The organism is Spartinivicinus poritis, assembly GCF_028858535.1.
GTDB lineage: Bacteria > Pseudomonadota > Gammaproteobacteria > Pseudomonadales > Zooshikellaceae > Spartinivicinus > Spartinivicinus poritis.
In genome coordinates, this window is record NZ_JAPMOU010000035.1 from 35,029 (window position 1) to 58,849 (window position 23,821).

A 23,821-nucleotide genomic window follows, 5' to 3' on the forward strand; every position below is an offset into this window, starting at 1 on the left:
TGAATTAGCCTCCCCAGCTACTTCTACCCCAAGACCCTCTGGCAGAAGCCGAGGAACCAAACCCACTACGAGATGAAGTGGTCGTTTTTTTGCTACTGGTAGATGAGGATTTAGAGCTCACATAAGAAGAGCCATATTTTTTTTCGCGGTATTTATAAAAAGACTTATCCAGTTTAGAGCGGGAATAGCCAGGCCCAATTAAAATATCCAGATCAAACTCTGAGTCTTTATCTACCGCCCTGACATAATCAATACACTCATTAAGTGTCATATATTCATAGTTGGGCTCATCATCACAGGCTGTTAAAGCAATTGGGGCCAACCCCATCAAAACCAGTTTTACCGTTTTTGAACGCTTCATTGAATCCCCCAGTTAATAGGTCAAGCAAGCAGCGGTAATAGTACCAGCACCAACAGATGCAGCAGCTAACCAAATACCAGCAGCCATTTCGTTATTTGCCAAACGCTCAGAAATACAGGGCATAATGTGACTAATGGCTTTAAACGTTAACAGTTGGACCAGCAGCGCAACAATCCCCCACAAAAATAAGTCCATCAGATTGACTGCATGGATAATTAAGCTGGCTAATGGAATGATAAACCCCAATAAGCTGCCAGAAAAAGCCAGGGCTGCTGCTGTAATATTTTTCTTAATCAACTCCCATTCATCATGAGGCGTTACTTTTGTGTATACGCCAACATACGCCATCGTTAAGAGAGATGCAGAAATAAAATATAAAAAAAACGAACCTATATTGGCTAAGTAAGTAATCATGATTTTTTCCAGTTACTGGTTAAGTTTTTTTAAATAACAGAAAGTGACATAGGGTCTAAGTCAATCCCCAAACTAAATACCAGGCAATCGCCATCAGAATTATGCTCTGCAGACACTAGCAACCCCTCATAACGTTCACTGCCACTTAAAGGACGCTCATAAAACATCGCTCGATGTACAACTTGGTAAGGTGGCTCACCACTTCTAGAGTGTACAGTTTCAGTGAATTCTATAGGCCGAATAGCGCCTGGTGTTTCTGAATTAAAGCCCCTTTGATACTGGGTATCAAGAAAGCTCAAGGTTGGTTGTCCTATTTGCCCGCCTTCTGCCAGCCAAGTATTCCATTCTGCATCAGTGCCAGGATATAGCGTTTTAGCAAACACAAAAAACTTTACATCATCAATATGTTGTTCTTCATGACCACCTGTCGTATTCACCTGAATAAAGCCATCTTCCGATGTATAGTAACGGCTAATATAAGACCCCATCCCAAGACTGATGGCTCCCTGTGCTTCAATAATTTGCTGGCTGGAAGGCACCTCAAAATTTAACTTATCAGACAGCATGGTCATTACCACAGTGTCCAACGTTACTGCGGCTCCAAGCCGTAAGTTTAGAGGGCTAGGTAATTTATTTTGCTCAGATGTTTCAGACTGTTTACCTTTAAACCATTTTCCAAACATTAACTGGCCTCTATTACAAATTTAAAAACACTGAATCAGCCCACCAGTGAATCCCACTTCACCTCATTACTTGTAATACGTTCTTGAGCCATAAAGTAAACTAGCTGACCACTTTTGATGGGGGTATTTTTATTAGGATTAAGGACTAAATCGGTACCTGCTACATTTCCTGCTACACCAAAAGCAGTAGCATTGTGATGCTCTTTTAAATAATAGAAGAGCTTGCCAAAATCAGTACCCACAAAATTATCAGGTATCTTTAAACTAAATTGAGTGGGACCAGCCAACGCTGACAGCAGCTGTGTTTGAACCCGAGATGAGCCTGGGTCTTCCGCAGAACGCACCAGCATTTCTATGGCAATATCCGTATTACACTCTACTTTCGGGCAATGGCTGTTGAGTAGTTCGCCTTTACGTTCATCTTCAAAGTGAGCAACAATATGGCCTTGCGGCTTTAACGCATCTACTGCCAAAGCTGTCGACAGCGTTTGGTCATCAGTTTTACCATAAATAATAATACGGCTTGCGTTTTTCACGCCCGCCCGTAACAGCAAGCTTTCATCAGACAACGCTCGACCTTGCACAAATGAAACCACATCAGGAAGAGGATTTTCTATTTCATCATCCACACAAAGAACAATGTCTCGCTCAGCACGCTTAGCATCAGCAGTAATTAACTCAACCATCCGAGTAGTACCATCTCCATGCCAGCCTAAAATCAAAAAGTGATCAGCTAAATTGGAGTAGTTCCCCTTACCTTGCATACCTCTTCTCCACCAACTTACAACCAAATGTGTTGTTTTGCCTAAATAAGCTGCAAATAGTGCAACCGCACCAGGCATAACCCAAAACGCAACTAATAGTCTTCCCCAGGTTGTCACCGGTGAATAATCACCATAACCTATTGTGGTTGCTGTTGTCAGATAATAGTAAACATACACCTCGGGCTTAACTAAGTCTTCTTCTCCGAGCCCCCACAATAGCGCCCAAGAAAGAAACAAGTGCACAACAACCGCCAGTGTTATTCCTGACAGGGATAACTTTAGAAAGTGATGATTAAGTTGTTTAAAAAACCGGCCTAGAAAATAAACCATGTACTATCTAACCAATAATGTCTTATTAATCAAAGGGTAAGTGTACCTAAAAATCAAAAGACTGTGTGAGCATTAGGGTGTATTGTAGGCTATTGCTAATGATACGACATCAGATGTAAAACGCTCATTATAGGCATCTCTAATATTACCTGCATTGAGACTAATACCCGTTGATGTGTAAACTAGTAATACATGCACTACTACCATATATTCTCATTTCCAATCCATTAAAAGGTCAACCAGTTTGAATGAAGCTCAATTGATTAAACAGCTTAAACCACTAACCAACTGGCAACAGTTAGCATTTGCTACAGCTATCGCTGAGCGTAGTTTGCCTAACTATCAGTTATTTTCAGAGCTGGCTCAATTTGGTGATATCAATGTACTTAAACAAGCCGTTAGCTTACTTTGGGAACATATTGCTGGGCAAAAAAATACGGCTGCTTTAGAGAAATGGCTGGCTCAAGCTGAAGAGATTGTGCCTGATTTGGATCAATACGACATGTATGGTGCATCACCCGCTTTAGATAGCGCCGTATCTGTTATTTCATGCTTAATGTTTGCGTTAGGACCTAATATAGAAGATGCTGTACATGTTGCCGATCTAAGTTTGGTGACTATTTTAAAGTTTATCAAGCATACCGAAGTAGCCGACTTGAGTGGTATAGAACTGCGCCAGTATGTAGAATCTCACCCCCTTTACTTAGCACAGATAAGCTTTCTAGAAGATCTACACCAACAGTTGTCTACCAAGAAATCGATTAGTAGTGCAGAAATCAAAAAACTGAGGAAGCTTGCCCAAAATGATCAGATAAGTCATCTAGGGATTACCGCTAACGAGCCAAACGCATAGACGCCAAACAAAAAAATTAGCCCTATCTTGTAAGCAATTTCCTCAAAAACTCTCGCTTTTAATGAAAGCTGCTTCAAGATAGCGCTATCAGCATACACGACACTGTATCAACAGCAGGCATCGTGCCAACTTTTTTAATCGCGATTAAGTGACAAACATCACAACAAACACACTATTTTGTGACAAAGTTAACCAAAATATTGTCAATAGGTGACTCTATAGGTCGGGTACTTTTTTGATATCAGCATTCCTAGCTTCATTGGGCTATATGGAAATTTTCTGACATATTTAACGCAGACTATGGCGTGCAAGTTTATGTGTTTGCCTTTTCATAACTTAGTTATTGTATACTAGAGTTCACAACCGATGGTTTGCTAGCCAGGAGCAGACAGGGCCTCCAACAGAGTTAGTGCTGTCATACATTTAGTTTTAACGTTCAGGTGTTGTAATGGAAGACCTTGAAAGTCTTGCACTCAAAGTGCTACTAACAGGTTTAATTTTGTTTATGGCTTTCATAGTGTATGACTTAGCCAAAAAGTCCAAAGCAGGAAAGTTTGGCACCTTTGTATTATTTGGTGTGCTTTGTTTAGGTGTTTTGGCGTTTGTAATTAAAACTGTCGTGGTTGAAATGATTGGTAGCTACTAACTAAATGCCCAACCTGGTTAATTAACTATCAACCGGCTGTCAAATCTCAGCCATAAAAAAACCCAGCTAATTTAGCTGGGTAAAGATAAGAACGAACATGATAAGTGATAAGGTTGGAGCAGCTTATCAACAGTTTCATTCTGGTCAAAATTTAGCTTGGCTACAATCCGTACAAATACGGATTATTTATTAACCAATTCACAAACAAGTTTTCTGTATCTCGAATCAATATATTCCATGACCACCCCTCGTCATATAAAGCGCCAAAAACCTACCTATAAACGCGCTAAAACAAATAAAGCCATTAACTCTCCCAAACCAAGGCCTCGGGCTATTATCTTTAACAAGCCCTACTTAGTGTTAACTCAATTTACAGATCAGGCAGGTCGTGAAACCCTGGCAGACTTTATTAGTATTCCAGATATCTACCCAGCTGGCAGACTCGACAGAGATAGCGAAGGCTTACTTATACTTACGAATGATGGAGACTTGCAACATCGTTTAAGCCATCCACGCCACAAACTGGCAAAATCCTATTGGGTACAGGTGGAGGGTATTCCTGATGACAATGCCCTCACCCAATTACGTCATGGTGTGCAATTAAAAGATGGCCTTACTCGCCCCGCTCAAGCCACTATTATTACTCCCCCTAAACTTTGGCCTCGCAACCCACCCATTCGAGAACGTAAACATATCCCTACTTGCTGGCTAAGTATTACAATTACAGAAGGCCGGAATCGACAAGTGAGACGAATGACCGCCGCTATTGGTCACCCAACTTTGCGGCTTGTGCGATATCAAATTGGTCCTATACACTTAGGCACTTTGCAACCTGGCGAGTGGCAAGAAGTCTCTCTTAGTGCTTTTTCTGTAAAATAAAGGATCAGCTTTAACTGACGTGACAAACCTTTCTAACCACTGGCATCAACGCCTATCGCTCATTCTTTTACTCATCAGCTTGGTCGTCATCAGCTGGCTTGCATTTACACCAAAGACTGACTTGGTTTTACCCACCATTGACGATAAGTTTAAGCATCTTGCAGCGTTTGGTTATCTTGCTTACTTATTAGATAGTAGCTTTCCTAGAACGCAGTTTGGTTTAGCAAAAATACTTGCCTTACTAGGATATGGTGTATTTATAGAAGTAGTACAAAACTTCCTACCCAACCGATCTGCTTCATGGCTTGATGGGCTTGCCGATATGGGTGGTATGATTGGTTACTGGTTATGTATTCCTTTATGGCAACGCCTGCCAATTATCAATTGGCGCTGGCAGCCACAAACACAGAAAATGTAAAACGCTAGCAGACTAATGATTCCTATATCAGCTACAACCCTAGCTGCTCTCGGGTCAGCTCCTGCAGGTCAATAAAGTCTGGTTCTGATAGGCCCACATGGTCAAGCACAGTTTCTCTGATGCGCTCCCACTCATAGTCTGTTTCATGTTTTCCCAGGCTATGATAAAGCTTACAAATATGTTCAGCCATCTTCAGTAAGCACACTAGGTCATCCTGATCATTACCCTTAAAATAAGCAGATTTATCTTCTGTTGAGGTTAAATGGTGATGATCTCTGATAATTTCAGCGACATCTTTGTTAAGCTGCCAAGCTTTCGCCACATAGTAACCAACAATACAGTGGTTGGTTTTAAGCTCCGCGCTTTCGAGTTCTGCTATGTTCTCAATACCCTCACCATATGACTGATGACAAACTTCCATATAATTCGGAAATTTCTGCAGCATTAAGGGAATACCACAATTATGAAATAAGCCAATCAGATAAGCGTCATCCACAGCCAGAATATTGAGTTGCCTGGCTAATAGCACCATCGCTAGTGATACATCTTTAGAACCTTGCCAAAAACTTTCCAATGCTTCTGTATCTACATGGTCATAAGCACGTTTCAACATCAGGCCATTAATAATATTGATTACATAACCACGCCCTAGCAGCATTACCGCCTGATGAATCGAGTTAATGACTTTTGGCCTTGCAAAAGCAGGTGAATTGATGGTTTTAAGTACTTGAGCACCAATACCTGGATCAGTACTAATGATTTCAGCAAATTTTTTTAGATCTTCCCCAGCCTCTTTGATCTGAATCATCAACTTGGGTTGAGGAGGAATAAAAATACCTTTTAAATCAAAATCTTCTGCTGGGTTCATAGCCAACATAACAACTACTAGTGATTAATGGTTTATGATTCAGTTTAGCCAGACAACTTCAACCATCAAGCTTCACAACAATAACTTTTACCTCAACTTCTTATAAGAATTTGACTATTTATCTGATTATGGTTTACTAGCCAGTCGCTTAAAAATTGCCTGGCCAAGAAATGATGTTTGAAGCCTTCACAACTGACAACTTCAAAAAACTGTTCCAACGTAACCAGCTAGATAGCTTTGAATCAATCTGGTCATTAACTACCGAGTGGTTTGAACAACCTAATCGACGACGTAATGGCTGGAGTGGTGTGATTCAATATCATTTACAAGCTAAAGACCAGCAAGTAGTAAATAAAAACGCAGCTACCAAAGAAAATTACCCAGAAAAGAATTCATCATCACTACAGGTTTTTATTAAGCGCCAAGAAAACCACAATGCCCGAAGCTTAGCCCACCCTTTTCGTGGTGAGCCTACTTTTTTTCGGGAATATAAAAATATTTGTAAATTACAGAAACGTCAGTTAGCAACCCTAACACCCGTATATTATGGTGAACGCCGTATAAAACACCAACATCAGGCTATTTTAATCACTCAAGCATTGGTTAATCATGTTAATTTATTTGATTGGTATAAACAAAAACCTACAGAAGCCTCACGACAACAAATAATTCAATATATTGCTGAGTGGGCTGTTCAATTGCATAGCCATAAACTATGCCACTTTTGTTTATACCCTAACCATATTTTTGTATCACTTGATCCAGATGACCAACAGCCAGTTAAGGTGATTGATCTTGAAAAGCTAAGATATTTACCTAGCAAGTATTGGCGAGCCAATAAAGATCTAAAATGTTTTTTAAGGCATAGTAGCGCTTTACCTGAACAAGATAAAAAACTATTTCTGGACATCTATTTTTCTTACTATCCAGAGTTACAAAAAACCAAACAGCAGCTGATGGATTATATAGCCCGCTAAAACAACAACACCTGTCAAGGAAAGCATGTATACCCCAAGAGCAGGGTTTTTATGAAGTCAGCACCAAATAAATTTCAACAGCGACTTGTTGTAATTGCCCTAGGTAGTTTGGCAATGCTCATGACACTGCTATGGTTTGCACAACACACACGAGACTCAGCTTATATTACGTTACAACAACAAGCACAGAATGAACTAGCCCGTTACCGAATAACCCTTCAAGGTATTTTGGCAAAGTATGAGTCTCTTCCCCAACTGCTGGCTTCACACCCCTTACTAGAAGCTTATGCAGCTCAACCATCAAACCAGTCTATTGATCAAATCAACAATTTATTTGCAACCACCGCAGCACTGACAGGTGCTGCTAATATCTATTTACTGGATAGCTCTGGATTAACTGTTGCAGCCAATAATTGGAGCCAGCCTACCAGCTTCATTGGGCGTAATTTTAACTATCGTCCTTATTTTTTGCAGGCATTACAGGGAAAAGCGGGGCGTTACTATGCTATTGGCACTACATCAAAACAACGTGGCTATTACTTCTCTTTCCCTATTCGACATAACCAACAAACAGTGGCTGTGATTGTCGTAAAAGTAAGCCTGAGCAACATAGAAAGTCGCTGGGAAACTGCCTGGGAAAGAAACCAGCCCCAGCTGGTAGTAGCCGACCCTGATGGCATTATATTTATTAGTAGCCGCTCTCAATGGCGATTTAAATCGTTACAGCCCTTATCAATGAGCCAACTCAGGCGTTTACGCCAAACCAGGCGTTATGGTGATAAAACAATAGCAGCATTAGCCTTAACTACAGAACCACTTTCATCCATCTTTAGTCCTGCAACAGCAATACTGACTATTCCCGAACCTGATGGCACAGAAAGACAATATTTAGCCAGCCACCTGGATATGCCAGAAGCGGGTTGGCGGGTTTATATCTTACTGGACTTAGCATCAGCTCACAGAGACAGCTGGTTTACACTAATATTAGTCGCAACTTTGCTCACATTAGGGCTACTGGTTATATTATTTATCATTGAAAAAATTAATAACGAGCGCCAATTGAGAGAAGCAAGGGATTTACTTGAAACCCGTGTGATGGCAAGAACAGCTGACTTAACTGCCAGCAACGAGCGGTTATTAGAAGAAATTGAAGAGCGGGAAAAAACAGCCGCTGAATTAAAACAAACTCAAGATGAGTTGATTCAGGCTGCTAAGCTGGCTCTATTAGGCCAAATGTCTGCTGGCATTAATCACGAACTTAATCAACCATTAACGGCAATTCAGGCTTATGCCGATAATGCACGAAAGTTTTTAACAAAAAACCGGCAAGCTGAAGCAGAGGATAATCTTGGTCAAATCAGTTTGTTATGCAAAAAAATGGCAAATATTATTGCCCAATTTAAAGTTTTCTCTCGAAAAACATCTGGCACCTTATTACCAGTAGAAGTTATCAACTGTATAACTGAATCGCTACGCCTGCTTGACAACCAAATAAAACGTAACCAAATAGAATACACGGTCAATACAAAACTTGATGAAGCCTTTATTTTAGGGGATGCCGTCCGGCTGGAACAGGTTTTTGTTAATTTGCTTTCTAATGCTATTCAAGAACTCAGTGAAAGTACTAAAAAAGTCATAACAATTAATGTTGAAACGAGCAATATTGAAAAAAATACTGTAGAAACAAACAATAACCAACTAATTATTCAATTTAGTGACTCAGGCCCGGGCATTACCAATGTAAAAAAAATATTTGAGCCATTTTATACTACAAAAGAGATTAGCCTTGGGTTAGGTTTAGGGCTGACCATTTCAAAGCGTATTATTGAGTCATTTAATGGCCAGTTAACCGCAACAAACCACCCGGCTGGAGGTGCCGTTTTTAGTGTAGAGTTACCTCTATACAAAGGCGCCCCTACAAATGAAAAAGAAAGCAAGTTGTGAACAATGAGTGTACTATGAAAGGTCTTATTTGGTTTATTGATGATGACGAACATATACGACGCGTCGTCCAACAAAGCCTATCGCTGGCAGATTATGAAGTAACCACTTTTGAATCTGCCTCAGCAGTACTAAAAGCTTATCAACCAGACTGGCCAGGCATTATTATCACCGATATCAATATGCCAGGGATTTCTGGCATTGAACTGCTAAAACAGATATTACAGCAGGATGCTACCCAACCAGTTATTTTGCTAACCGGCCATGGCGATATTTCCACTGCAGTAAAAGCGATGCAAGCAGGCGCTTATGACTTTATTGAAAAACCATTTGACTCCGATTTAATTCTAGATGTCGTGCGTCGAGCCTTAGAAAAACGACAGCTTACCATTGAAAACCAACAGCTAAAAGTTGAGGTCGCCACGCAAAGTGCACCAGGCCCTAGAATTTTGGGTAATAATACAGCCATAGGTAACTTGCGCCGGCTAATCCACCAAATAATGAATACGCCAACAGATATTCTTATTGAAGGAGAAACAGGCACTGGTAAAGAACTCATTGCCCGTTATTTACATGAGCACAGCAACCGCGCCAAACACCATTTTGTTGCCATTAATTGCGGCGCTATTCCCGAACACCTAATTGAAAGCGAGCTATTTGGCCATACCGCTGGAGCCTTTACCAGCGCAGAACAAAAACGTATTGGTAAACTAGAATATGCTAATGGCGGCACCCTGTTTTTAGATGAAATTGAAAGCATGCCTCTCAATTTGCAAATAAAACTGCTCAGGGTTTTAGAAGAACGACAGGTGCAACCTTTAGGCTCCAACCGTTTAATTGATCTGGATATTCGCGTAGTAGCTGCAACTAAAGAAGACTTGCTGGCAAAAAGTGAGCAAGGTGAATTTAGAAATGACCTGTATTACCGGCTTAATGTCCTTACTATTAAAATTCCACCCTTACGCGAACGGCTTGATGATGTCCCATTGCTTTTTCAGCACTTTGCATCGGTAGCCGCCGCCCGATATGGCCGTGAATTTAGTCCAATTACCACCGAGCAACAACAAGCCCTATTACAACATGATTGGCCAGGTAATGTCAGGGAACTAAGAAACTGGGCTGAGCGCTATGTACTAATAGGCAACGACTGGCGCATAGAATTACCTGGTAGCCAGGCTATTGAAGATATTCAAAGTCGGCAAACCCTACCCGAAAAAGTTGAACGATTTGAGCAAGCCTTAATCGAAGAAGCATTAAAACAACACCAAGGTAGCATTAAAGAAACCATGGTAAGTTTAGGCCTGCCACGAAAAACCTTATACGACAAAATGAAAAAATACGGACTAACCCGCCAGGACTATTTAACGTAATGGGCGGGTTTCCACCCATTCCATACTGACTAATGGATGAGTTCTCACCCACTAAGACTAGGCTACACCTCTTCCACCCTCTTTTCACATAACTTAATTAGTTGATTAATAAGAACTATTTACTTTTTATTAAAGTTGGCCCCATACTTGCTGACTCATACTTACTGATAGTTAGTAGACCATTAGGCAATCATTAACTAGACAACAGTTGGTGATTGATAACTTAGATAATTAAAAAAATCTAAATAACAAAGAAAAACGCAACGAGGACAAATAATGAAATTATTAAAAACAATCGCTGCTTCAGTATCAATTACCTTAGCGAGTGTCACCAGTGTATTAGCAGCCCCTATTGAAATTAAATTTTCTCATGTGGTAGCTGAAAATACGCCTAAAGGAAAAATGGCAACTAAATTTAAAGAGCTAGTTGAACAGCGCTTATCTGGAAAAGTTGTTGTTAAAGTGTTTCCTAACGCCCAGTTGTTTGGTGACGATAAAGTGCTCGAAGCCATGTTATTAGGTGATGTACAACTAGCAGCCCCTGCTCTATCTAAAATAAAAAAATATAATAAGCAAGTTCAGGTATTTGACTTACCTTTCCTGTTTGATGATATGGCAGCCATTGATCGTTTTCAGCAGGGCCCTGAAGGGAAAAAGCTATTAAAGTCACTAGAAAAACGAGGTTTGGTTGGTCTGGGTTACTTACATAATGGCTTTAAACAACTCTCTGCTAGCTCACCACTGAAAACCCCTGCAGACGCAAAAGGAAAAAAATTCCGTATTATGGCTTCTGATGTTTTAGTCGAACAGTTTAGAGCTGTATCAGCTAACCCCGTTAAAAAACCATTTGCTGAAGTATTTACTTTACTACAAACCAAAGCCATTGATGGTCAGGAAAATACCTGGTCTAACATGTACTCTAAGAAGTTTTATGAAGTACAACCTTATATTACAGAGTCAAACCATGGGGTCTTAGACTATGTGGTACTCAGCTCTAAGGAATTCTGGCTAAGTTTACCTGCCGATATCCGCCCTACTGTCGAAAAAGCACTACAAGAAGCGATTGTTTATGGCAACCAAGTTGCCCTGACTAAAGGCCAGGAAGATAAGCAAGCCATTATCGCTTCAAAACGCTCGCAAGTGGTAACACTAACGCCTGAAGAACGCCAGCAATGGGTTGATGCAATGAAACCCGTTTGGAAAAAGTTTGAAGCAGAATTAGGCAAAGACTTAATTCAAGCAGCAATAAGTGCAAATCAGGGTAAATAACAAAAAGTTTCAACCTCCTAGCAGAGAAGTTGTGTTGGCCCCCTCTCCCTCTAAGAGTGGCACAAAAGGCATTGTTAGCTCCCTCTCCCTCTGGGAGAGGGCTGGGGTGAGGGTAAAGTTACTTTAAAACCACCGCTACGCAAAACAGCCAGCACTCTTTATTTCAATTAAAGTTGCTGTCGCTAGTCTTGCAGTAGCAGACTAGCCCCTCATCCTAACCTTCTCCCCACAGGGGAGAAGGGACTTGATTTAAAGTACTTTCGCGACACTCTCAAGGGGGAGAAGAAATTTAGTTTGAAGTACTTTTGCAATAACCTCAGAGGGAGAGGTTTTTACACTGATTAAGCAGTCAATTACACGAGTAATATTATGAAAAAAATTTTCCAGTGGCTAAATAAACTGGAAGTAGCTATTTTATGCCTGCTTCTGGTATCCATGACTCTTCTGGTATTTATAGAAGTAGTTATGCGGTTTGGTTTTAACCAGGGTTTAATTTGGGCAGAAGAAGCTACCCTTTATTTAGGTGCCTGGTTGGTTTTATTTGGTGCTTCTTACGGTGTTAAAACTGGGGCTCATATAGGTGTTGATGCATTTGTAAAAACACTGCCTTCACTGTACCAACGGTCGGTTGCACTACTCACCATAGTACTTTGTTTGGTGTACTGTGGCTTATTTATTTACGGCGGCTGGATTTATCTCAGCAAACTAAAAATGATTGGCTTGGAAATGGAAGACTTGCCTATCCCCAAGTGGCAAGCATCAAGTATTTTAGTCATTGGCTTTGTTTTACTCGCCATTCGATTTATTCAGGCTGCTATCCAATTAATCAAAGGAGAAACCAATACCCTCCAGTTTGCCAATGAAGCAAAAGAAAGTATGTCGCTGGCTAAAGAAGGGAGTAAAGACTAATGACAACAATTGCCTTATTTACTTTATTATTTTTATTCATGTTGCTCGGCATGCCCGTTGCCGTAGCACTGGGCTTATCCAGCGTATTAACCATTCTATTTTTTTCCGATGTTTCTTTGGCAACCATTGCCTTAAAATTATTTGAGTCTACATCTCATCATTATACTTTGCTGGCTATTCCATTTTTTATCTTATCTTCTGGTTTTTTATCAACTGGCGGTGTAGCAAGACGTTTAATCGATTTTGCCTTAGCAGGTATTGGCCATATTCGAGGTGGCCTGGCCATGGCCTCAGTATTGGCTTGCATGTTATTTGCTGCCGTGTCAGGCTCATCTCCCGCTACGGTTGCTGCTATTGGCTCTATTGTTATAGCTGGTATGGTTCGAGCGGGTTACCCTGAAAAATTTGCTGCTGGAGTAATTGCCAACGCAGGCACTTTAGGTATTTTAATCCCCCCCTCTATTGTTATGTTAGTCTATGCCGCAGCAACAGAGGTTTCTGCTGCTAAAATGTTTATGGCTGGTTTAATTCCTGGGTTATTAATGGGTGGTATTTTATTAGTCGCTATTTATATTGTTGCTCGAATTAAAAACCTACCAGCACAAACATTTCCAGGTTTCAAACAATTTACCATCTCGGCTATTAAAGCAACCGGTGGGCTGTTTTTAATCGTTATTGTGTTAGGTGCAATTTATGGTGGTGTCGCTAGCCCAACAGAAGCAGCCGCCGTTGCAGCCATTTATGCATTTTTGATTGCAGTATTTGGTTATCGGGATATTGGCCCTTTAAAAGACTGTCCATGGCGCACCCCTGACGAATCCATAATAAAGGCTATCACCCGCAATTGCGGGCAAATGGCGTTGGCACTACCTAAGTCGGTAGTGGATGCTGAAGTAAAAAAAGTGGTTTTAGAAGCAGCAAAAGTCAGTGTGATGTTGCTATTTATTATTGCCAATGCCATGTTATTTGCTTATGTATTAACCAACGAGCAAATTCCTCATGCTATTGCTCAAACCATTGTTGAATGGGGGTTACCTGCTTGGGGCTTTTTAATTGTTGTTAATATTCTGCTGCTGATAGCCGGTAATTTCATGGAACCATCAGCCATCTTATTAATCATGGCCCCGATTTTATTCCCAATTGCTATTCAGTTAGGAATTGATCCTATCCATCTGGGAATTATCATGGTTGTTAATATGGAAATTGGTATGCTCACCCCACCCGTAGGACTTAATTTATTTGTTACAGCAGGCATTACCAAACAAAGTATGGGTTGGGTAATCAAAGCCGCTTTGCCCTGGTTAATGCTGTTGCTAGGCTTCTTAATCCTTATCACCTACATTCCATCGATATCGCTGTTTTTACCGGAATATATAGATAAGCTACAAGGGTATTAAACCAACTGAAGGCACATCACAAGGCATACAATGCCTTTTACTCCTTTCAGTATTAAGGGCCATCTACAATAGTAATTTTTAGAGGCCCTTTAATTGAGTCCTCAGATAATCTGAGACATACATTCAATTTCTCAATGTTACCTGCCTTAAGCTTTGACTTTATTGCTAAACGCTTCCTAAAATTTAACCCTATTTATACATAAATATAAAAGTTATTAGCTATCGATGATTTAGCTATTGATAATAAAAATGAAACAACACTAAAAGTATACGCGGGGGAAATATGAGTAGTAAAACTCACCAAACCCAACGGGAGTTTTTCACTAATCCTACCTGGCAAGCCATTTTTGAGAGCAACCACTTTTATGAGTTTGAAGATATATGGCAGTTTCCAGAACAATGGGTAGAACCCCCTAACCAACGAAGAAACGGTTGGAGTGGTGTTTCAAAAATAGAGTTACAATCACCAGCCAGTGAACGGCACCCCATTTTTATCAAAAAACAATTCAACCACAATACCAAAACAATTCGACACCCTATCCAAGGCATTCCGACATTTTCCAGGGAATTCAGTAACCTACAAGTACTTCAACAGCACAATATTCCTACAGCTATTCCGCTGTACTATGGCGAGAGACATCATAAAGATGGTATCCAGGCGATTTTAATCACCCAAGCACTAGAAGGCTATTGCAGCCTTGAACAATGGTATCAACGCTATCGTTCTCAACATTTAGCTTCTTGGCAGCCAGTATTAAAAGCGGTTGCACGATCACTCAAGGGGTTACACGATAAAGGCTATACTCATAACTGTTTATACCCAAAACATATCTTCGTTAATGATGTACCGTCATCCTCCTCTTTCACTGCAAAGCTCATTGATTTAGAAAAAGCCAAGCGCAATCCACTCAGAAAGCAGCGATTTTACAAAGACCTGGCTCGCTTTATTCGCCATACCAAACATATCGCTCAACAAGACTTAGACTATTTTATTAATCAATATTTAAGTCACGGAAAATCACTAAAAAATGAAGCTTCATTTTACAATATCCTAGAGCACCATGTTTCAGAGTATACGCCTATATTAATATAACCATCGCATATCCAGCCTAGACGAAAAGATAGTGGTCCATAACAAGTTTACTCATGTACCACTATCCCAGCTATTTCATCAAATCACCAAGAAAATCCACGTAGCCTAGATAAATAAGCCCCTTTAGCATTCTTGTGATCGTTACAACTTGTACCCAACCCTATTGATCTCATTCATATAGCTAAGACGAATGGTTTTTAGGTGCGGCCATCGAGTGACGAGATCCCATGAGTCTATAAATAATAGGTGATTGGGGCGAGAAATATAGTATCCTTTTGATATAGGGCACCCTACTCCTCTCAAGTGGAATTTGGATATGAAAATACACTTGCCATTCATCATGCTAGCTGGCTCAGTTTTCATTACTGTAGCTACAGAGGGTGCTCAAAAGCAAACTATCATATCTGCTCACCCTGAATTTCCTCCGGTCATGTACAAAAATAAACACAATGCCATTGTGGGGGTTGGCCCTGAATTAGCAGAACGAATTTTATCTGAATTAGGTCATGATGCCCAAAGTAAATTTGTTGGCCCGTGGGTTCGAGTACAAGAAGCAGCAAAAGTAGGAAAAATTGATCTTATAGCAGGCATATATAAAAATGAAGAACGCAAGCAATACTTAACTTATATTCCAACCCCTTTTTTAACAAATCCCGCAGTGATTTTTGTCAAGAAAGGTAACGCATTTCCTTTTAAACAATGGAATGATTTAAAAGGCCGTAGAGGTGGCGCAATTATTGGTGACAAATTCAAAACCGAATTTGATGAATTTCTTTTAAAAAATAAATCGCTCATTCACTTAGAAAGAGTGAGCACTGTAAAGCAAAATTTCACAAAGCTAATCTTGGGACGAATTGACTTCATACCCTATAGTAAATATGTAGGAACCTTAACTCTAGAAAAAATGAAAATAAGAGATAATATTGAGATTTTACCCGAACCCTTGTATTCCGGATTATTTTACTTTGCCATATCTAAAAAGAGTAAGGAAAACCTTGAAAATCATATTGGTATCATTGACCAAAAAATCGTTAAGTATAAAAAAGATGGAACTGTTGACATGCTAGTGGAAAAATACACCAAAGAGTATATTAAAATGATACAGACAAAATAACCTCCAATTTTTACCACCAGTCACTTCAGTTGGTAAATAGGCATATCTTTGCCACCAAACTTACCACCTTGCTGATAATAAGTTTGCGTAATTTTTTCCGCTTCATGTAACTGTTTCGATGGCTTGGCCCACTGGTCTTCAGGAATAGGCTGTGACCATGTTTGAATTTCTTGTGGTATCTTTTTAACCATTCGTTTTTGCTGCCACCCTTCAAACCAATAAGCAAAGTAACGCCATTGCAGCCAATCGGCCATTTTAAGCTTTTTATACTCCCAGGGCGTAAGGACATTTTCTTTAAAATACTATCGACTGCGAATATATTCAGCCAGGTTAGCTTGCTGGTTCGACTCTGGACAAGCTTCAGGTCCTTCTTCCATAAAATGACGAATACATTCCCATAACATGACACAATTAGCTTCATGTCCCCCTGTGCCCAATTGAAAACCACTCCAAAACTCTTCTTCATTATCAGGGTTTGCCATGGTGAACATCAGAATGGAGGTAGAAGCCATCATAGTGTCACTCGCCACGGTGGCTGTTTCTACCCATACATAGAGCGACTCCCAAGGAATAGTGATAAAGCTATTTTTCTTACCAAAAGGTACAGCGACCTCACGGTGTTGACGATTGAATCGTAGAAAAGGAGATTTTTTTAAGTCTCGATGTGTTTGCCAGATTCCATATATAAATAACATTTCACCAATTAAAAATATCCCTAAAATAAATGCTAATAATAGGAAATCATCTCTATTAAATTGAAAACCAGACATACCTGTAATGAATAACCATACACACAAAAAAATAGAAAACATTATTATTGTAAATAGCCCCAACAGTTCAATTTGAACATGAGTATTTCCGCCACCAACATCCAAATACACATTAGTTTTTTCTTTCATATTACCAACAGTATCGAAAGGTTGCTCTTGAGTGCTTATAGGTAAAGGTGATAATACCAATTTTTCTTGCATTCCCTCCTTTAAACGACAGCCAGCGATATAGTCTTTACGTTTAATCATTTAGTGATAACGTCCCTCGCCACTACCCTACGGGGGTTCTTTAAGCCAAAGGTTGGCATACTTTGATCGCCAAACTTACCGCCCTGATGGTAATAAGCTGCTACCGTGGCGTTGGCCTCGACTAACTCAGCTGAAGGCTTAGCCCACTGATCTTCTGGGATGGGCTGTGACCACTGCTTAATTTCCGCTGGCATAACATCTTGTAATTTAGTTTGTTGCCAGTCACTAAACCAATGGGCAAAGTAAGACCAATGCATCCAGTCACTAATGCGTTGTTTCCAATAATCCCACCCTTCCAAGACTTTCTTTTCCTTCCAGCGCTTACGGCTATCAATGTATTCCTCCAATGTGTCTAGATTACAGGGATCAGGACAAGCCTCTGGCCCATCTTCCATGAAGCGGCGGATACATTCCCACTGCATAATACAGTTCAGTTCATCACCACACATAATTTCATAACGGCCAGTAAACCCTTGAGGATCACTGCGACTAGCCATGGTAATGGTTAAACTGGACTGAACATGGGTCATTTCATCCGTTAAGGTTCGGGAGGTACCCACCCAAGCATAGATATGTTCCCAAGGAATAATGGTAAAACGCGTGTTGCCCTCACCAAAAGGCAAAGCCACTTCTCGGCGTTGACGGTTAAAGCGTAGATAGGGGCTTTTAATTAGTTTCCGATGAGCATTCCATACAATTGGAATGATAAAAAATAAAGGCAACGATATTGTAAATAAAAAAATAGCAAAATAAAGGAGATAATTTATATTAGATGAAGTATTTGTCATATACATAATTAAAATTGCTACGACAGCGAAAGCCCAAGTTATTGAAATAGCCATTCCAAAGATTTCAAGAGCATAACGAAAACTTGCACCTCCAATATCAATATTGGAGGAATCTTTTTTCTTAATAAATCCAGAGGTATCAATTGCTTTATTATTGGTATTAACTGGCAAGGGAGATAGAATTATTAGCTGATTTAGCCTATCTTTAAAGGTCGTACCACCAGACATTTCTGAGCGGTTAATCATTAGTTTGCCCCATTGTTATATAGTCATCGGATATAGCAATAAGAGGATATTGTCCTTGTGTCGTTAATCGATCATTTTCTGCCATTTCTGTGACTGTGGTACCTTGGGTGCTATAACGGATAAATTGGTAAGCTTTATCCAACGGCTCTACTGCTATATCTGGTGTAACAGCAATAGTCCACTCTGTTCGTGATATTTTTTTCACTAAGTACGTTGGCCAATCATAGTCAATTCTTAACCCTTGTTCCAATACAGTAAAATCTGCAGTCTCTAATATTTCATCTGTTTTATTTATCCACTTTCCATCAACCAACACGATAATACATAGTGCTAAAGGGTGATATTGATGGATTTGTAAAACTTGAGCAAAACGGCTTGGTGTTATTCCAAAGCAACTTAGACTATGTTTTAAGTAGGTCTGAGTGGTTTTATAACTAAATTGGCCTGTTGCTTGTGATATATGCTGAATACCAGCCTTGACTTCAAGCCTTGGTCTTAACACAACTTCAGCTAGTTTTTGTTGAGTAGTAGGAAAATCCCAGCTTCGATTGTCTATACCCCAAATAGAATGTTTAACCCATAATATTAGTTTACTTGGATTCAGCATTTCATAGGCTAATCCTCCTATAATTACAATTGCTGTGGCAACAATCATCCATAAGTTTAGTCTGGCTAAAACTGTTGCACGACTTGCCAAAGCCATTCGCCAGCTAACATTACGCTCCATAATTACTTGTATAACAGCATGTCCTGTAACTTGCATTTGACGACCAGATAAATAGACTGACCAAACATTACCCCCTATTTTAGCTATAGACGCAAACTTAGCTCCCGTATTTCCCTGTTCACTGGCTTTAGTAAAGTTTTCAAATTCATAAATTGTATAAGCTAAGGACGATAAAAATGTAAAAATTCCACCTGCAAACCCAGAAAGTAAAGTTACTTTACCCAGCTTATTAGCCATTAGTGGATTTTGTGACTTCTCTAACGAATCTTTTAATCCTTTACGCCATACCTCTGAAATATAGCTATTTATACCGCCAGCAAGACCACTGATGGTTCCAAAGAGCAATACTTCATCCATTGCGCTTCTTTCAGGTTTATCCATTAATTTACTAATTACAAAGTAAGAATTAATAACATTCATAATCAATAAGTTCAAAGCTAACGAAAAGCCAGGTCTAATTAACTTTTTTACCTCTATTTCGGTCTCAGCGTGACCATAACCCTGCCATAAACCTTGTTTGGCATTGTTATAGTTGGATCTTAACTCCTCTAAATCTGGATGAATCAAGGTAACTGAAGCTGCCCCCGCTCCAGGTTTAGATATTCCATCAGTCATATCTGATAATTGTGATACAACTGTTTTTTGTTGAGCACGAGATTGATTTATTTTTTCTCTAAGTACAGCTCGCTTATGACGTATTGAGTCAATATCTATTTGATTTGTCATCGTCTGCTGTCGATTTTTTAGTGCTTTCGAGGATTTAATAAGGTTTTTAACCTGCTGATGATTTGTAGAAGCCTGTTTTAATAAAGTATCTAGCCGTTGGATATCAGCTTCACTTGCCAACTTAAAATCAATTCCATCTTTAGCCCAACTTTCAAAGAAAAAGCTATGCATACCTCGGTTACTTTTTTTCATTAACTTGATAAACTGGTTTTCAAAAGACTTAAGTTGTGTTTTGCTTTCTCCTTTTAGTTTATCCAGCTCACCTGCTAACTGTTGCTGCATTTCTAAATTATAGGCTGGAATGAGTACACTACGAGCAAGTTGATCTGTTTGGGGAAGATTTTTTATACGCTGAACCAGGGGGCTATCAAAATCTTTTAACTTTAAAAGGTCACTTAATTTATCTGCATCTTGAAAAGGGGTTAAAGCACCCGCTATAGATTTGTATAAACCCAGCATTTTACGCACTTCATTATGTACTTTTACCCAGTCAACATCAGCCGTTGGCATAAGAGTAAGCATCGTTTGGGGGCCAAACTGCTTAATAAAATAGTCATGGGCAAACTCTGTTCCTTTTTGGGTTTCACATATAAAGTTAATACAAGCATATAGGCATTCTGTATAATCTATATACTGATATGGGTCTTCTGAATCAAAATACCACGCTACCTCATAAAAATTTGGTATATGCTCTGTACGATCAGCAACAATTAACTCGATAAGTTCATCATGGCGTTGTAACATAGCACGATTTTCTTTCATAAATGTAGACATTTCTTGAAAACGTGTACTATTTTTTACTCTTGGTGCAAGCCCTCCATAATCAGAAAATAAATCATCTTTACCTTTTACATAGTCATCAAAACTATCGATTGTACCTTCGGCATTGTCTCCTTGGATATTTTTTATCTGACCTTCCAATTTACTAATTTCACGCTTTAATTGATCTATTTGTTCCTGCTTTTTGGCTAACTCTCGATAATACTCCTCTCTTCCTCTCCTTACTTCTTCTGGGTCATGACTAATAGTAGGTATGCTATTGTGGATTTCTTTGTTTATTTCTTCAATTTCATCTTGCTTTTGTTTACGTTCTTCAAGAATTTTATATTCGTCCTTTGATAAGCTTTGGTTACTTTTACTACTTTGCTCGATGTAACTCTTAGCCTCTTTAAAGTCATATGTATAGAGGCTTTCAATAAAGTCAGCTGCAAAGAATTTTTGTTGATTATCCATTCTCCAGGTTTCTTGCCATTCTGATAGATAACCATGAAAATTAGTTAAATCCTTTAACACCCCTAACACATCGTGTAATAAAATAAAGGCCGACTCATTCGGTGGACTACCAGAAAACTTCGATAAGTGATGGCCTCCTGGCAACTCAACTTTATTCATTGACCAATAGAAGGGGTCAGTTTCAAACTCAAACCAATTACTAGTATCTCTGGGCCTTTTCCTTGTTTGAGCAGCCTTTTTAGCAGGTGCTTCCAATGGATCATTGATTTCACCTGGTTCACACTCAGCAATCAAGCCAGTTCCATGCTTATACGGCAACAAATGAGGTGAACCTTTATCAGCAGTACAGCTTTCCAGGTTAATCATTTGCATAAAACGGTTACGCATGCCTTCTACATTATCGGCAATATACTTTTTTTTCTTTTTAGTCCACTCTATCTCTGAATAAACTACCCAAAGAGTGCCTTTTCTAGGAAATTTTAAATATGGCCTACCTGCAAACTTTCCTTCCTCAGTAATAATTTGGGCTCTTACCCGGTTTGGATATTTAGAGTGCACATAATATAAGAAACCTTTTCGCGCTAAGCGTAACCCTATTGGTTTTACCGTTGTGTTAACATTTGGCTTAATTGCAGGATGTTTTTCAATTGGTTGCTCTACCATGGCATAACGTAAGGGGTATAAGCAAAGAGGGCCTTTAAATGGACAACTTTGCCCAACCTCCTTTGGCTCTGTTTGTTCCTGCTGATAAGCAGCAACCATTGCATCATCAGTTTTTTTAGCCATGGGATTTCCTGCTTACTACAAATTGCTGTGCTTTTACAGCGGCGAGCTCTATACGTTGCGAAGGTGTTAATTCACTACTTTGAGTAATTAACTGGTGGATTTCTGGGTGAATGCTGGGATTCATCGCATCCCTTCCTAAATATCCGATAACATTGGTAAAAAAATAAATATCTTGTACGGTATTAAACTGATGTGAGTTAGCTTTTTGCACCAGTGTTTCTAGCCAATCTTGTTGTTGCTGGATATTTTTTCCCTCTAATAAGTGAGGAAAGAATTGTAAGGTATGTGATTTCAAGCGCTTTAAAAAACTGGCATATTTACTATCGCTGATTGCTTGCCATTGGTTATCAGCTAAACGAACTGGTTGGCTATAATCACCTATTACAGGAGCTGAGTTATAAAACTGATGCCATTGATCTGAATAGCAATGGATCTCATTAATAGGCCCAAATAAGTAAGATAGTTGTTCTGATGTTGAAGCAGCAAACAGCCGCCAGCTTAATGAAGGGTCATATAACCGAAATAATGCCATTGTACCAGCCTGAGTTTGAACCTGAAGCCACCAACGGCAATGATTCAATACATCAGTAAAAGATTCATCGCTAAATAAAGTTAACCCCCAATGGTCTAGAACTCCTTTATCCATATAACTTAACCAGAGCTCTGAATATAGCTCTGTTTGCACAAGCTCTGGGGAGCAACTCAAGATATCGTGATATTTAGTTTCTAGATATAACGATATACATTTAGGGTTTTCCTCATTTTCATAAATCCAACGTTTTAATTTTGGTTTTCTAACACCATCCAATAATAGATAACAAGGTAATTCAGGCCAGGGGTAATCTATAAGTATCATGACTCACCCTCTATATCAGTATTTTCATCTGATATTTTTTGCTTAACACATTCCTCGCAGATCATGTCCCAACCTAGAGCATTTTTAAGGGCTTCCTTTTGCTCCGGCGGTGCAAATGGCTCCTCGCCCGCTTTATCCCTATCCGCCTCAACTGCAACATTCGGCTCCTGAATACTCAGCCCGCTACCACTACCCGGTGTACCATTTTTTATTTTGAGTTTCGGTGTGGTGAAGTGCACACCTGAAGGATTGATTTTGGCCTGGCTGCCGCCGCCTTTTAGAGTCATTTCTACGCCAGCATCAAATACGATTTTGTCGCCAGCTTTGATATGAATTTCATTACCTGCCTGAATGCTGTATTTTATCCCCGTAGTACTATGTAGACAGTCGTTGATGATGGTGTGGATGTCTTTGTTAACATTTAGGTTGTAGTTGCCGTCGATTTTTTGATGGAATTTCCCTTTAAGGTGTTCGTAGCTGCAGTTATCGACATTTAGATGGCGTTCGTTGTTGATGTGTTCTCGCTTGTCGTTTTTGACTTGTATGTCTAAATCTTTTTGGGCATGGATAAATACTTCTTCATTGCCTTTTTTATCTTCCAGGCGAATTTCATTAAAGCCATCGCCCCCTGGGCTGCTGTTGGTTTTGAAGGTGGTACGGGTTTTATGATCGGGGAGTTTATAGGGTGGTTTATCTTTACCATTGTATAAGCACCCCATGATGATCGGTTGGTCGGGATCACCATTAACAAATTTAACCAATACTTCAGTACCGATTCTTGGGATAAGTAAGTCTCCCCATTTATTACCCGCTAGCGGTTGTCTAACCCGTACCCAGCAGGAGCTGTTTTCGTCGTATTTGCCATCCCGGTCCCAATGGAATTGGACTTTAACCCGCCCGTATTTATCGCAGTAAATCTCTTCCCCTTTAGGGCCTGTGACAAATGCGGTTTGTGAGCCTCGGATTTTCGGTTTTGGGGCAACTGGTTGAGTTTTAAATACATGATCTCTGGGGCTGGCATGTAATTTATTGCTATAGCCACTGTTGCCACTGCCGGTAAACTCTTCTACCGATTGAGGTTGGCTACCATAGTGCCATACATCATCGACCAGCCATTGAACGTCATAACGAGGGTCATCATAATTTTGTAGCTG

The 23,821-nt window shown here is 39.7% G+C and carries 24 protein-coding genes; 12 read left to right on the plus strand and 12 right to left on the minus strand.

What is annotated here, in order from left to right:
• Positions 1 to 4: 4 nt before the first annotated feature.
• The 5 genes from ORQ98_RS21045 to ORQ98_RS21065 form a co-directional block, all read right to left on the minus strand.
• Positions 5 to 361, minus strand: coding sequence for a hypothetical protein (locus ORQ98_RS21045; protein ID WP_274690795.1), 357 nt, complete (start codon positions 359 to 361; stop codon positions 5 to 7).
• Between the two features lie 12 nt (positions 362 to 373).
• Positions 374 to 775: a DUF350 domain-containing protein gene (locus ORQ98_RS21050; RefSeq protein ID WP_274690796.1), complete on the minus strand. Its 402-nt coding sequence runs from the start codon at positions 773 to 775 to the stop codon at positions 374 to 376.
• Positions 776 to 804: 29 nt separating this feature from the next.
• Positions 805 to 1,458 carry a DUF2491 family protein gene (locus ORQ98_RS21055; RefSeq protein ID WP_274690797.1) on the minus strand — a complete coding sequence of 218 codons (654 nt, stop codon included), beginning with the start codon at positions 1,456 to 1,458 and terminating at the stop codon, positions 805 to 807.
• Positions 1,459 to 1,493: 35 nt separating this feature from the next.
• Positions 1,494 to 2,552: a potassium channel family protein gene (locus ORQ98_RS21060; RefSeq protein ID WP_274690798.1), complete on the minus strand. Its 1,059-nt coding sequence runs from the start codon at positions 2,550 to 2,552 to the stop codon at positions 1,494 to 1,496.
• A gap of 72 nt (positions 2,553 to 2,624) precedes the next feature.
• A complete protein-coding gene (locus ORQ98_RS21065) occupies positions 2,625 to 2,759 on the minus strand; it encodes a hypothetical protein (RefSeq protein WP_274690799.1) in 135 nt (44 codons plus the stop codon).
• Between the two features lie 37 nt (positions 2,760 to 2,796).
• Between ORQ98_RS21065 and ORQ98_RS21070 the strand changes: the two genes are divergently transcribed.
• The 4 genes from ORQ98_RS21070 to ORQ98_RS21085 all read left to right on the plus strand — a co-directional run bounded on the left by ORQ98_RS21070 (position 2,797) and on the right by ORQ98_RS21085 (position 5,348).
• A complete protein-coding gene (locus ORQ98_RS21070; protein ID WP_274690800.1) occupies positions 2,797 to 3,405 on the plus strand; it encodes a DUF416 family protein in 609 nt (202 codons plus the stop codon).
• A 448-nt stretch (positions 3,406 to 3,853) separates the two neighbouring features.
• Positions 3,854 to 4,051, plus strand: a complete 198-nt coding sequence (locus ORQ98_RS21075) for a DUF2788 domain-containing protein (protein ID WP_274690801.1) — start codon at positions 3,854 to 3,856, stop codon at positions 4,049 to 4,051.
• Positions 4,052 to 4,288: 237 nt separating this feature from the next.
• A complete protein-coding gene (locus ORQ98_RS21080) occupies positions 4,289 to 4,930 on the plus strand; it encodes a pseudouridine synthase (protein ID WP_425347699.1) in 642 nt (213 codons plus the stop codon).
• Between the two features lie 19 nt (positions 4,931 to 4,949).
• Positions 4,950 to 5,348, plus strand: coding sequence for a VanZ family protein (locus ORQ98_RS21085; protein WP_274690802.1), 399 nt, complete (start codon positions 4,950 to 4,952; stop codon positions 5,346 to 5,348).
• Positions 5,349 to 5,379: 31 nt separating this feature from the next.
• Here the strand turns inward: ORQ98_RS21085 and ORQ98_RS21090 are convergent, their stop codons facing one another.
• Positions 5,380 to 6,225 carry an HDOD domain-containing protein gene (locus tag ORQ98_RS21090; RefSeq protein ID WP_274690803.1) on the minus strand — a complete coding sequence of 282 codons (846 nt, stop codon included), beginning with the start codon at positions 6,223 to 6,225 and terminating at the stop codon, positions 5,380 to 5,382.
• 161 nt (positions 6,226 to 6,386) lie between these two features.
• Here ORQ98_RS21090 and ORQ98_RS21095 point away from each other — a divergent pair, with 161 nt between their 5' ends.
• The 8 genes from ORQ98_RS21095 (at position 6,387) to ORQ98_RS21130 (ending at position 16,286) form a co-directional block, all read left to right on the plus strand.
• Positions 6,387 to 7,193, plus strand: coding sequence for a lipopolysaccharide kinase InaA family protein (locus tag ORQ98_RS21095; RefSeq protein ID WP_274690804.1), 807 nt, complete (start codon positions 6,387 to 6,389; stop codon positions 7,191 to 7,193).
• Between the two features lie 51 nt (positions 7,194 to 7,244).
• Positions 7,245 to 9,137, plus strand: a complete 1,893-nt coding sequence (locus ORQ98_RS21100; RefSeq protein ID WP_274690805.1) for a sensor histidine kinase — start codon at positions 7,245 to 7,247, stop codon at positions 9,135 to 9,137.
• A 14-nt stretch (positions 9,138 to 9,151) separates the two neighbouring features.
• The gene (locus tag ORQ98_RS21105) at positions 9,152 to 10,504 is read left to right on the plus strand and encodes a sigma-54-dependent transcriptional regulator (RefSeq protein WP_274690806.1); all 1,353 of its coding nucleotides are present in this window, start codon (positions 9,152 to 9,154) and stop codon (positions 10,502 to 10,504) included.
• A 276-nt stretch (positions 10,505 to 10,780) separates the two neighbouring features.
• Positions 10,781 to 11,773, plus strand: coding sequence for a TRAP transporter substrate-binding protein (locus ORQ98_RS21110; RefSeq protein WP_274690807.1), 993 nt, complete (start codon positions 10,781 to 10,783; stop codon positions 11,771 to 11,773).
• 369 nt (positions 11,774 to 12,142) lie between these two features.
• The gene (locus tag ORQ98_RS21115; protein ID WP_274690808.1) at positions 12,143 to 12,682 is read left to right on the plus strand and encodes a TRAP transporter small permease; all 540 of its coding nucleotides are present in this window, start codon (positions 12,143 to 12,145) and stop codon (positions 12,680 to 12,682) included.
• Positions 12,682 to 14,079, plus strand: a complete 1,398-nt coding sequence (locus ORQ98_RS21120; RefSeq protein WP_274690809.1) for a TRAP transporter large permease — start codon at positions 12,682 to 12,684, stop codon at positions 14,077 to 14,079. Before ORQ98_RS21115 ends, ORQ98_RS21120 begins: the two co-directional genes overlap by 1 nt.
• Positions 14,080 to 14,362: 283 nt before the next feature.
• Positions 14,363 to 15,172, plus strand: coding sequence for a lipopolysaccharide kinase InaA family protein (locus ORQ98_RS21125; RefSeq protein WP_274690810.1), 810 nt, complete (start codon positions 14,363 to 14,365; stop codon positions 15,170 to 15,172).
• A gap of 316 nt (positions 15,173 to 15,488) precedes the next feature.
• Positions 15,489 to 16,286: a substrate-binding periplasmic protein gene (locus ORQ98_RS21130; protein ID WP_274690811.1), complete on the plus strand. Its 798-nt coding sequence runs from the start codon at positions 15,489 to 15,491 to the stop codon at positions 16,284 to 16,286.
• A gap of 20 nt (positions 16,287 to 16,306) precedes the next feature.
• Here ORQ98_RS21130 and ORQ98_RS21135 read toward each other — a convergent pair whose 3' ends face one another.
• The 6 genes from ORQ98_RS21135 to tssI form a co-directional block, all read right to left on the minus strand.
• Positions 16,307 to 16,540: a hypothetical protein gene (locus ORQ98_RS21135; protein ID WP_274690812.1), complete on the minus strand. Its 234-nt coding sequence runs from the start codon at positions 16,538 to 16,540 to the stop codon at positions 16,307 to 16,309.
• A gap of 48 nt (positions 16,541 to 16,588) precedes the next feature.
• The gene (locus tag ORQ98_RS21140) at positions 16,589 to 17,305 is read right to left on the minus strand and encodes a hypothetical protein (protein WP_274690813.1); all 717 of its coding nucleotides are present in this window, start codon (positions 17,303 to 17,305) and stop codon (positions 16,589 to 16,591) included.
• Complete coding sequence (locus tag ORQ98_RS21145) at positions 17,302 to 18,339, minus strand: hypothetical protein (RefSeq protein ID WP_274690814.1); 1,038 nt, start codon at positions 18,337 to 18,339, stop codon at positions 17,302 to 17,304. Before ORQ98_RS21145 ends, ORQ98_RS21140 begins: the two co-directional genes overlap by 4 nt.
• Positions 18,332 to 21,811: a toxin VasX gene (locus ORQ98_RS21150; RefSeq protein WP_274690815.1), complete on the minus strand. Its 3,480-nt coding sequence runs from the start codon at positions 21,809 to 21,811 to the stop codon at positions 18,332 to 18,334. The genes ORQ98_RS21145 and ORQ98_RS21150 overlap by 8 nt, the downstream gene beginning before the upstream one ends.
• Entirely contained in the window at positions 21,804 to 22,667 is an 864-nt protein-coding gene (locus ORQ98_RS21155) for a DUF4123 domain-containing protein (protein WP_274690816.1), read from the minus strand. Before ORQ98_RS21155 ends, ORQ98_RS21150 begins: the two co-directional genes overlap by 8 nt.
• A partial coding sequence (gene tssI / locus ORQ98_RS21160) for a type VI secretion system tip protein TssI/VgrG (protein ID WP_274690817.1) occupies positions 22,664 to 23,821 on the minus strand: 1,158 nt, incomplete at its 5' end. The genes tssI and ORQ98_RS21155, both read right to left, overlap by 4 nt.